8 protein-coding genes are annotated in these 11003 nt (G+C 61.2%); all 8 read left to right on the top strand.

The genetic code is table 11. The features are described from left to right. Positions 1-172 precede the first annotated feature (172 nt). Positions 173-1525, top strand: coding sequence for a TolC family outer membrane protein (locus PseuLF5_RS20515; protein ID WP_123470337.1), 1353 nt, complete (start codon positions 173-175; stop codon positions 1523-1525). Positions 1526-1559: 34 nt separating this feature from the next. Then, the gene (locus tag PseuLF5_RS20510) at positions 1560-3716 is read left to right on the top strand and encodes a type I secretion system permease/ATPase (protein WP_123470339.1); all 2157 of its coding nucleotides are present in this window, start codon (positions 1560-1562) and stop codon (positions 3714-3716) included. Then, positions 3706-5073, top strand: coding sequence for an HlyD family type I secretion periplasmic adaptor subunit (locus tag PseuLF5_RS20505; RefSeq protein ID WP_123470341.1), 1368 nt, complete (start codon positions 3706-3708; stop codon positions 5071-5073). The genes PseuLF5_RS20510 and PseuLF5_RS20505 overlap by 11 nt, the downstream gene beginning before the upstream one ends. Before the next feature lie 370 nt (positions 5074-5443). Then, entirely contained in the window at positions 5444-6340 is an 897-nt protein-coding gene (locus PseuLF5_RS20500) for a TauD/TfdA dioxygenase family protein (RefSeq protein WP_123470344.1), read from the top strand. Positions 6341-6362: 22 nt separating this feature from the next. Beyond that, positions 6363-7223, top strand: coding sequence for an ABC transporter ATP-binding protein (locus PseuLF5_RS20495; protein WP_340134596.1), 861 nt, complete (start codon positions 6363-6365; stop codon positions 7221-7223). A 20-nt stretch (positions 7224-7243) separates the two neighbouring features. Then, positions 7244-8110, top strand: a complete 867-nt coding sequence (locus PseuLF5_RS20490) for an ABC transporter permease (protein WP_128615455.1) — start codon at positions 7244-7246, stop codon at positions 8108-8110. A 199-nt stretch (positions 8111-8309) separates the two neighbouring features. After that, positions 8310-9227, top strand: coding sequence for a LysR family transcriptional regulator (locus PseuLF5_RS20485; RefSeq protein ID WP_186748078.1), 918 nt, complete (start codon positions 8310-8312; stop codon positions 9225-9227). 219 nt (positions 9228-9446) lie between these two features. Continuing rightward, positions 9447-10985, top strand: a complete 1539-nt coding sequence (locus PseuLF5_RS20480; RefSeq protein ID WP_340134593.1) for an MFS transporter — start codon at positions 9447-9449, stop codon at positions 10983-10985. Positions 10986-11003 lie beyond the last annotated feature (18 nt).

The raw sequence follows: 11003 nt of genomic DNA, 5'->3' as shown, positions 1-11003 counted from the left end.
AACAATCGCCCCACTAATGTCACATTGATATTTCCGCGGCGACCTGTCCTTTAGCGTGTGATCCAGTTCCTGTTTTGAACTTTCCGACATACGGTCAATCTGGTTGCCATCATCCGACGCAGCGCCACGTTTTGCTGTGATTCAAGACAAGAAGTTCTGGGAAATTCCTATCATGCGTTCGCCACTGCTTTTCGCCGTACCCTTCGCTCTCGCCGCCTCGTTTGTACAAGCACAATCCTTACCAGAAGCCATGCAGCAGGCACTGGATGTCCATCCGGAAATCCAGGCAGGGGTCAACAGTCGTTTGGCCGCGGATTATCAGTTAAAGGCAGCAAAAGGTGGATACCTGCCCAAGGTCGATCTGCTCGGCGGTTATGGTCGTGAGGGCACCGACAGCGTGACCACCCGCGCCAACGGCGGTGGCAATCACTGGGAGACCCTGAACCGCAGCGAGTCAAGTTTACGTCTCTCGCAAATGGTCTTCGACGGTTTTGCGACATCCAGCGAAGTCGGGCGTCAACAAGCCACCGTCAACTCCCGCGCCTACTCGCTGCTTGGCACTTCCGAGCGCACCGCGCTGACCGTTGCCCAGGTGTATCTGGACGTGCTGACCCGCCGCGAATTCGTGCGTCTGGCCGAGGAAAACCTCAAGAGCCACCAGCGCATCTATGACCAGATCCAGTTGCGCACCCAGCGTGGCGTCGGCAGCGGCGCCGACCTCGATCAGGCCGAAGCGCGGATGGCCCAGGCGCGCAACAACCTGATCACCGAACAGACCAACCTCGCCGACTCCGAGACCAACTTCCTCAGCGCCGTCGGCCAGATGCCCGATCAACTGGAGCGCCCGGCACCGTTCATGGCGATGATGCCGGCCAACCTCAATGAAGCCCGCGCACAGATGCTGGAGAACAGCCCGATCCTGCGTTCGGCCGAGTCGGACATCGCCGCCGCCGAGAAACAGTACGAAACCGCCAAGTCGACTTTCTACCCGCGTTTCGACGCCGAACTGGGTCGCACCGCCGACAACGATCTCGACGGCCAGAACGGCCACAACAACGAATGGCAGGCCATGCTGCGCATGCGCTTCAACCTCTATTCGGGCGGCAGCAACAAGGCCGACCTGGAATCCAAGTCGTACCTGTCGAACCAGGCGCTGGACATCCGCAACAACGCCCTGCGTCAGTTGAACGAAGAACTCGGTCTGGCCTGGAACGCCTTGAACAACGCCAATGCTCAGGTGCCGATCGCTCAGCAGTACGTCGACCACAGCACCTCGGTGCGCACCGCTTACCAGCGTCAGTTCAGCCTCGGCGAGCGCACTCTGCTTGACTTGCTCGACAGCGAAAACGAGTTGTTCACCGCTTCGCGGCGTCTGGCTGAAATCAAAAACATTCAGTTATTTACTCAGTATCGAATCAAGGCGACCATGGGCGAGTTGCTCAGAAGCCAGGGAGTGGTCGCGCCATTGGCATCCGTTGTGCAGAACGACGTGAAGCCCAAGGTCCAGCTGCCTGGGATGAATTGAGTTATCCCTTTTCAACTGTCAAAGAGTGTCGAGCGTGGAATCAGAAGTCAGTCGAGTTCAACTCAGTCATGATCCACGCGCGTTGCACGACGATCCGTTACTGGACGGTCTGCTCGCCCTTTGCATGCTGCACCAGAAACCCGCCAGCGCGGCGATGCTGACCACCGGCCTGCCGCTGCCCAAGCAACGCCTGAGCGTCGAGTTGCTGCCCCGCGCAGCCGCTCGCGCAGGGCTCCAGGGCCGGGTACTGCAACGCAAGCTGGAAGAAATTCCGGCGATCGCCATGCCGGCACTGTTGCTGCTCAAGGACGGCCGCAGCGCCGTCCTGCTCGGCTGGCAAGGCGAGAACGAAGCCCGGGTGCTGCTCAGCGAAAGCGACGGCGGCGAATCGGTGGTCAGCCGCGAACTGCTGGCCGACGACTACACCGGCAAAGTCTTCTTCGCCCAGCCGCAGCACAAATTCGACGTCAACCACGGCACGCTGATCCCGCGTGCACGCTCGTGGTTCCGCGATACCCTCAAGCGTTCGCGCTGGCTGTACGCCGATGCGATCGCCGCCAGTTTCCTGATCAACATCATTGCCATGGCCGCGCCGCTGTTCGTGATGAACGTCTACGACCGCGTGGTGCCGAACCAGGCCGAAGCGACCCTGTGGGTGCTCGCACTGGGCATCACCGGGGCCTATATTTTCGACCTGATCCTCAAGAGCCTGCGCAGTCTGTGCCTGGACCTGGCCGGGAAGAAAACCGACCTGATCATCTCCGCCACGCTGTTCGAACGCATTGTCGGCATGGCGATGAAATACCGCCCGGCGCGGGTCGGCAGCTTTGCGCAGAACATCCATGAGTTTCAGAGCCTGCGCGACTTCCTCGCTTCGCTGACCCTGACCAGCCTGATCGACCTGCCGTTTACCATCCTGATCTTCATCGTCATCGCCATTCTCGGCGGGCACCTGGTGTGGATTCCGGTGCTGGCGTTCCCGATTGCCCTGCTGATCGGCTATGCCTTGCAGAAGCCGCTGGTCGCGACGATGGAGCGCACCATGGCCCTCGGTGCCGAGCGCCAGTCGAGCCTGATCGAAACCCTCGCCGGCCTCGACGCGGTCAAGGTCAACAACGCCGAAAGCGAACGCCAATACCAGTGGGAACAGACCATCGGCACCCTCAGCCGCCTCGAGCTGCGAGTGAAAATGCTCTCCGGTCTGGCGATGAACATCACCCTGCTGATCCAGCAACTGGCCGGGGTGATCATGATTGTCTTCGGTGTGTATCAGATCATCGCCGGCAACCTGAGCATGGGTGGTCTGATTGCCTGCTACATGCTCAGTGGCCGCGCCCTCAGCCCGCTGGCCTCGCTGTCCGGCCTGCTGACGCGTTACCAGCAGGCGCGGGTGACCATGACCTCGGTCGATCAGATGATGGAGTTGCCACAGGAGCGCAATTTCGAAGAACGCCCGCTGAGCCGCAAGGTCCTGCAGGGCGCGATCGAATGCCGCCAGCTCAACTTCACCTACCCGGAACAACAGAACCCGGCGCTGAAGAACATCAACCTGGTGATCCGTCCCGGCGAGAAGATCGGCATCATCGGCCGCAGCGGCTCGGGCAAGAGTTCGCTGGCGAAACTGCTGGTGGGCCTGTATCAGCCGGACGACGGCGCGTTGTTGGTCGACGGTGTGGATATCCGCCAGATCGACGTCAGCGAACTGCGCTACAACATCGGCTACGTGCCGCAGGACATCCAACTGCTGTCCGGCACCCTGCGCGACAACCTGGTGTCCGGCGCACGTTATGTCGAGGACGAACTGGTGCTGCAAGCCGCCGAACTGGCCGGTGTCCACGAGTTCGCCCGTCTGCACCCGCAAGGTTATGAACTGCAAGTCGGCGAGCGCGGACAGAACCTGTCTGGCGGCCAGCGGCAGAACGTCGCCCTTGCGCGGGCACTGTTGCTCAATCCACCGATCCTGTTGATGGACGAGCCCACCAGCGCCATGGACAACACTGGCGAAGAACGCCTCAAGCAACGCCTCGCGGCGGTGATAGAAAACAAGACCGTGGTGCTGGTGACGCACCGGGCGTCGCTGCTGTCGCTGGTGGATCGCCTGTTGGTGGTCGACCGTGGGCAGATTCTCGCTGACGGTCCGAAAGCGGCGGTGATGGAAGCGTTGAAGAAGGGGCAGATCAGTGTTGCTTAAGTCGGGTGTCAAGGATTCGATCCGTCGCTACTTCAAGGGCTCTGCTTCGTTGCAGGGCCAGCCGCTGCCGGAGGTCAACAAAGCGCTGATCGAGGACGCCCCGCGCGTCGTGCGTCTGACCATCTGGGCGATCATCGGCTTCTTTATCTTCCTGCTGCTGTGGGCCAACTTCGCCGTGATCGACGAAGTGACCAAGGGCGACGGCAAGGCGATTCCGTCGTCGAAGATCCAGAAAATCCAGAACCTGGAGGGCGGGATCATCTCCGAACTGTTCGTTAAGGAAGGCCAGATTGTCGAAGCGGGTGCACCGCTGATTCGCCTCGACGATACGCGATTTGCCTCCAACGTCGGCGAAACCGAGGCCGATCGGCTGTCGATGCTGCTGCGCGTCGAGCGTCTGAGTGCCGAGGTTGATGACCGCCCGCTGAATTTCCCTGAAGACGTGCTCAAAGCCGTGCCGGGCCAGGCGAAAAGCGAAGAGTCGCTGTACATCAGCCGCCGCCAGCAACTGCACGACGAGATCGGTGGTTTGCAGGAGCAGTTGATCCAGCGTCAGCAAGAGCTGCGCGAGTTCAGCTCCAAGCAGGCGCAGTATCGTCAGCAACTGGGCTTGCAACGTCAGGAAATCAACATGTCCGAGCCGCTGGTGGCGCAGGGCGCGGTGTCCCCGGTAGAAGTCTTGCGCCTCAAGCGTGCCGAGGTGGAAACCCGTGGTCAGCTCGACGCCACCACCCTGGCAATCCCGCGTGCGGAATCGGCGATCAAGGAAGTGCAGCGCAAGATCGACGAGACGCGCGGCAAATTCCGCAGCGATGCGCTCACCCAGCTCAATGAAGCGCGCACCGACCTGAACAAGGCCCAGGCCACCGGCAAGGCGCTGGAGGATCGGGTCAGCCGGACGCTGGTTACCTCGCCCGTGCGCGGCATCGTCAACAAGTTGCTGGTCAACACCATCGGCGGGGTGATTCAGCCGGGCAGCGACATGGTCGAAATCGTACCGCTGGATGACACCTTGCTGGTCGAAGCCAAGATCCGTCCGCAGGACATTGCCTTCCTGCACCCGGGGCAGGAAGCGATCGTCAAGTTCACCGCCTATGACTACACCATCTATGGCGGGTTGAAAGCCAAGCTGGAACAGATCGGTGCCGACACCATCACCGACGAAGACAAGAAAACCACCTACTACATCATCAAGGTGCGCACCGAGCGCAGCCACTTGGGTACCGATGAGAAACCGCTGTTGATCATTCCGGGGATGGTCGCGTCGGTGGACATCATCACCGGCAAGAAGTCGGTGTTGAGTTACCTGCTCAAGCCGATCATTCGGGCGCGGGCCGAGGCGTTGCACGAACGTTGATTCTCTAGTGGCCTGACCGGCCTCATCGCTGGCAAGCCAGCTCCCACAGAGTTCTTGGTTGGAACACGATCATGTGATCGACATCAGAACCTGTGGGAGCTGGCTTGCCAGCGATGGCGTCCGATAAATCGCCGCATTACGCCCAAAAGTGACACTAATCGTCACTCACCATCCAGTCCATTCCTCACCATCCGCCATATCGTTATTCATTAACGGTATTTAATTTCCACTTCTTATAGCTTTAAAGTCATCCCCCTGCGTACCTGCCGACCAATCGGCGCGCCGCACGACCTGAACCAACACGCAATCCAGCGTGAGTGTCTGATCGACGAGCGCGCCCGTGAGCGCGTCGTGCGTGGGAGATTGAAAGATGTCCGCAGCTACTGCCACCCCAAGCGCCGCGACTGCCGCGCCGCAAACCTTCGAGATTCGTCCGTTCAGCGGTGCCGTCGGTGCCGAAATCATCGGCCTGGACCTGACCCGCCCGGTCAACGACCAGGACTTCGCCCGCATTCACCGCGCGCATCTGGATCACCACGTTGTGGTGTTCCGCGACCAGCGCATCACCCCGCAACAGCAGATCGACTTCAGCCGCCGTTTCGGCGTGTTGCAGATCCACGTGCTCAAGCAGTTCCTGCTGGCGGATCACCCGGAAATCCTCATCGTTTCCAACATCGTCGAAAACGGCCAGAACATCGGCCTCGGCGATGCCGGCAAGTTCTGGCACTCCGACCTTTCCTATAAAGAGCTGCCGAGCCTTGGCTCGATGCTGCACGCGCAAGAACTGCCGTCCGAGGGCGGCGACACCTTGTTCGCCGACATGCACAAAGCCTGGGACCACCTGCCTGAAGCGCTGCGCAAAGCGGTCGCAGGTCGCTCGGCCGCGCACTCCTACACGGCGCGCTACAGCGAGACCAAATTCGAAGGTAACTGGCGTCCGACGCTGACCCCGGAGCAACTGGCCCAGGTCGCCGAAGTCGTGCACCCGATCGTCCGTACCCACCCGGAAAATGGCCGCAAGGCGTTGTTTGTCAGCGAAGGTTTCACCACGCGCATCGTCGGTTTGCCGGAAGACGAGAGCAAACAGCTGCTCGCCGAGCTCTATGCCCACAGCGTGCTGCCGCAAAACATCTACCGCCACCAGTGGCAGCCCCACGACATGGTGTTCTGGGACAACCGTTCGCTGATCCACCTCGCCGCCGGATGCCCTGCGCATCTGCGCCGCAAGCTGTATCGCACGACCATTCAGGGCGACGCGCCTTTCTGATTCGCCGGAGATTGATCAAATAATGAACGCTCCCTTGCAAGGCCACGCGGCCAGCAACCCGATCGCTCGCAGCGAAGCGCTGCTGGCGGTCGATCATGTCAGCCTCGAATACCGCACGCCGCAACGCGTGGTGCGCGCCACTCACCAGGTCAGTTTTGAAATCGACCCGGCCGATCGCTACGTGCTGCTCGGCCCGTCCGGTTGCGGCAAATCGACCCTGCTCAAAGCGGTGGCCGGGTTCATTCAACCGTGCGAAGGCGAGATCCGCCTGCAAGGCCAGCGCGTCGACGCACCGGGCCCAGACCGGATTGTGGTGTTTCAGGAATTCGATCAGCTGCCACCGTGGAAAACCGTCAAACAGAACGTGATGTTCCCGCTCCTCGCGTCGCGCACTCTGAAGAAGAAAGAAGCCGAAGAACGCGCGCTGCACTATTTGGAAAAAGTTGGCCTGGCGGCGTTCGCCGATGCTTATCCACACACGTTGTCCGGCGGCATGAAGGCGCGGGTGGCGATTGCCCGGGCGCTGGCGATGCAGCCGAAAATCCTCTTGATGGACGAGCCGTTCGCCGCGCTGGATGCACTGACCCGGCGCAAGATGCAGGAAGAATTGCTGCTGCTCTGGGAAGAAGTGCGCTTCACCTTGCTGTTCGTCACGCACTCGATCGAAGAGGCACTGGTGGTCGGCAATCGCATCCTGCTGCTGTCACCCCACCCGGGGCGGGTGCGCGCTGAAGTGCACAGCCATCAATACGATCTGCAAAGCCTCGGCGGCGTGGCGTTTCAGGAATCGGCGCGGCGCATTCATCGCTTGCTGTTCGATGAAGGCCAGTCGCCGGAAACCGAGCGTGACCACGACTTCAACGACATTCGCATCGCTTATTGAGCGGCCAGGAGGACTACCCGATGAGCCATTCATCATCCGTGCGTGAAGAATTCGAAATCAAGTTGGAGCCGCTGACCGAAGTGCCGGTCGAGCGCGAGTTGTCCCTCGGCACGCAGCTGTGGCAACAGGGCTGGCTGCGTAAAGGCCTGATCCTGATTGTGCTCGCTGTCGTGTGGGAAGTGGTCGCGCGGATTCAGAACAATGACCTGATGCTGCCGAGTTTCCTGCAAACCAGCCATGCGCTGTTCGACGGCCTGCTCAGTGGCGAGTTGCTGGCCAAGGTGTGGATATCGCTGGTGGTGTTGCTCAAGGGTTATCTGATCGGCATCGTGCTGGCATTTGCCCTGACCACATTGGCGGTATCGACGCAGTTGGGCCGTGATCTGCTGAGCACGATGACCTCGATGTTCAATCCGTTGCCCGCGATTGCCTTATTGCCATTGGCGCTGCTGTGGTTTGGCCTGGGGCAGAACAGCCTGATCTTCGTGCTGGTGCATTCGGTGCTGTGGGCGCTGGCACTGAACACCTATGCCGGGTTTCTCGGCGTTTCGGAAACTCTGCGCATGGCCGGGCGCAATTACGGTTTGAAGGGTTTGCGGCTGGTGCTGTTCATCCTGATCCCGGCGGCGCTGCCGTCGATTCTTGCCGGGCTGAAAATTGGCTGGGCGTTTGCCTGGCGCACATTGATCGCGGCAGAACTGGTGTTTGGTGCGACCAGTGGCAAGGGCGGGCTGGGTTGGTACATCTTTCAGAATCGCAATGAGCTGTATACCGACAAGGTGTTTGCCGGGTTGGCGGTGGTGATTTTGATCGGGTTGCTCGTTGAGAATCTGGTTTTCGATACGCTGGAGCGGGTGACCGTTAAGCGGTGGGGGATGCAGCGGTAATTCTGTGGCGTTGCGGCTGGCCCCATCGCTGGCAAGCCAGCTCCCACAGGTTTTGCGGTGGCCGTAGACTTTGTGAGCTCCCTGAATCAATGTGGGAGCTGGCTTGCCAGCGATGGCGTCCTGTCGGGCGCCTCCTTACTTAAAAGATGTTTGCTAGCATTGCGCGCAGATCAATCCTGATCAGCCACGAGTGCTCTGTATGCAATTACCGGACATGAACCTGCTGGTCGCCCTCGACGCCTTGCTCGACGAGGGCAGCGTGGTCGGTGCTGCGCGGCGGATGAACCTCAGCCCGGCGGCCATGAGCCGCACGCTGACGCGCATCCGCGAAGCCATCGGCGATCCGATCCTGGTGCGCGCCGGCCGTGGCCTGGTGCCCACACCCAAAGCCCTGGAATTACGCGAGCAGGTGCGCGATGTGGTCGAACACGCCGCGCTGTTGTTCCGCTCGGCAGACGCCGTCGAACTGGGCACTCTGCGCCGCCGCTTCAGCATCCGCGCCAACGACTTTTTCGTCGGTGTGTACGGTGGAAAACTGTTCGACACCCTCGACCAGCAGGCCCCGCATTGCGAATTACGCTTTGTCCCGGAAGGCGACGGCGACGATGAAGCGTTGCGCGAAGGGCGGATCGACCTGAGTGTCAGCAATACCCGGCCGGTGACCCCGGAAGTCAAAGTGCAAAACCTGTTCTCCACGCATTTTGTCGGTCTGGTGCGTGAGGACCATCCTTTGCTCGACGGCGAAATCACCGCCGAGCGGTATGCCGGTTTCTCCCACATCAGCATGTCGCGTCGTGGCATTGCCCGTGGCCCGATTGATACCGCGCTGAACGCCTTGGGGCTGGAGCGGCGGGTGGCGGTGATCGCGCCGAGCTTCCATGCGGCGATGTTTGCCTTGCCTGATTCCGACCTGATCCTGCCGGTGCCCAAGGAAGCGCTGCTGAGTGTGCGCCGACTGGGTCTGAAGCTGCGCTCATTCGACCTGCCAATCCCGTTGCCGACGCTGATGCTGACCCAGGCCTGGCACCCGCGCTTCGACAAGGACCCGGCGCACCGCTGGCTGCGCGAGACGCTCAAGGCCTGTTGCGACGAAACCTGGCTGGCCGCCCAGCCCTGATTCCGAAAACCACACAAACCCTGTAGGCGTGAGCCTGCTCGCGACAGCGGTGTATCAGTCGGCGAAAATATCGACCGAAACGGCGCCATCGCGAGCAGGCTCACGCCTACAGCGAAATAGTTGTGTCTGACGCACTTATATCCTGCCAATAAGTCAATTTTCGTCAGTAGTAAGCCCGACTAAGATGCTCCGGTATTTTTCCCTCCGGAGTGTGCATTCATGACTTCCCTGACGGCTCCGGCGCCCATCGCTGCGGCCAGTCCGGCGACGGCGGCCACGCCCCCGCTGTTCGGCGCGCGGATCATCACCGGTCTGGTCGGTGTGCTGCTGGCGGTGCTGGTCTCGGGTCTTAACGAGATGGTGACCAAAGTCGCGCTCGCTGATATCCGGGGCGCGCTGAACATCGGCTACGACGAAGGCACCTGGCTGGTCGCCTGCTACGCCGCGACCTCGGTGGCGGCGATGGCGTTTGCACCGTGGTGCTCGGTGACCTTTTCGCTGCGCCGTTTCACCCTCGGCGCGATCAGTCTGTTCACGTTGCTCGGCTTGCTGTGCCCGTTCGCCCCCGACTACGAAAGCCTGTTGTTGATGCGCACCTTGCAAGGGCTGGCCGGTGGCGCGTTGCCGCCGATGCTGATGACCGTGGCCCTGCGCTTTTTGCCGGCCAATTTCAAACTGTATGGCCTGGCCGGCTACGCGCTCACGGCGACATTCGGCCCGGGCCTCGGCACGCCGCTGGCCGGCTTATGGAGTGAATACGTCGGCTGGCAATGGACGTTCTGGCAAATCATCGTGCCGTGCCTGATTGCCATGGCCATGATCGCTTGGGGCATTCCGCAGGACCCGCTGCGCCTGGAGCGCCTTAAGACGTTCAACTGGAAGGGCCTGCTGCTAGGTTTTCCGGCGATCTGCATGCTGGTGATCGGCTTGCTCCAGGGCAACCGGCTGGACTGGTTCGAGTCGGACCTGATCTGCGGTTTGCTCGGCGCCGGCTCGCTGTTGCTGGTGGCGTTTCTGATCAACGAGTGGTCGCAGCCGATTCCGTTTTTCAAGCTGCAGATGCTCGGCATCCGCAACCTGTCGTTCGCACTGATGACCCTCGCCGGGGTGCTGGTGGTGTTGCAGGCCGTGGTGTTGATTCCGTCGAGCTATCTGGCGCAGGTACAAGGTTATCGCCCGGTGCAGACCGCGCCGATCATGCTGATCGCCGCTTTGCCGCAGTTGCTCGCGCTGCCGCTGGTGGCGGCGCTGTGCAACCTGCGCTGGGTCGATTGTCGCTGGGTGCTTGGCATCGGCTTGAGCCTGTTGACGCTGTCCTGCCTGGGCGGCTCGCTGCTGACCTCGGAGTGGATTCGCGACAATTTCTACCTCCTGCAATGGCTGCAGATCTTCGGTCAGCCGATGTCGGTGCTGCCGCTGTTGATGTTGTCCACCGGCAGCATCCAGCCGCAGGACGGGCCGTTCGCCTCCGCGTGGTTCAACACGGTGAAGGGCCTGGCGGCGGTGGTCGCCACCGGTGTGATCGAAGCGCTGACCACGGCGCGCCTGCATTTCCACTCGACCATGTTGATCGACAACCTTGGCAATTCGCCTCTGGCTGATCGCAGCGATCCGGGGCTCGCCCATCGCCTGCACGAACAGGCCGTGGTGCTGACTTCGTCCGACCTCTATGTGTGCATGGCGGGCGTCGCAGTGGCGCTGATCCTGCTGATTTTCTGGCTGCCGACGCGGATCTTCCCACCGCGCGCACCGACCTGACGGCTGTACTGAAACAGA

Origin of the sequence: Pseudomonas sp. LF-5 (assembly GCF_037626295.1) — a bacterium.
Lineage (GTDB): Bacteria > Pseudomonadota > Gammaproteobacteria > Pseudomonadales > Pseudomonadaceae > Aquipseudomonas > Aquipseudomonas monsensis.
The sequence above is the reverse complement of the archived record's forward strand: the minus strand, read 5'-3'. Positions and strand labels throughout refer to the sequence as shown.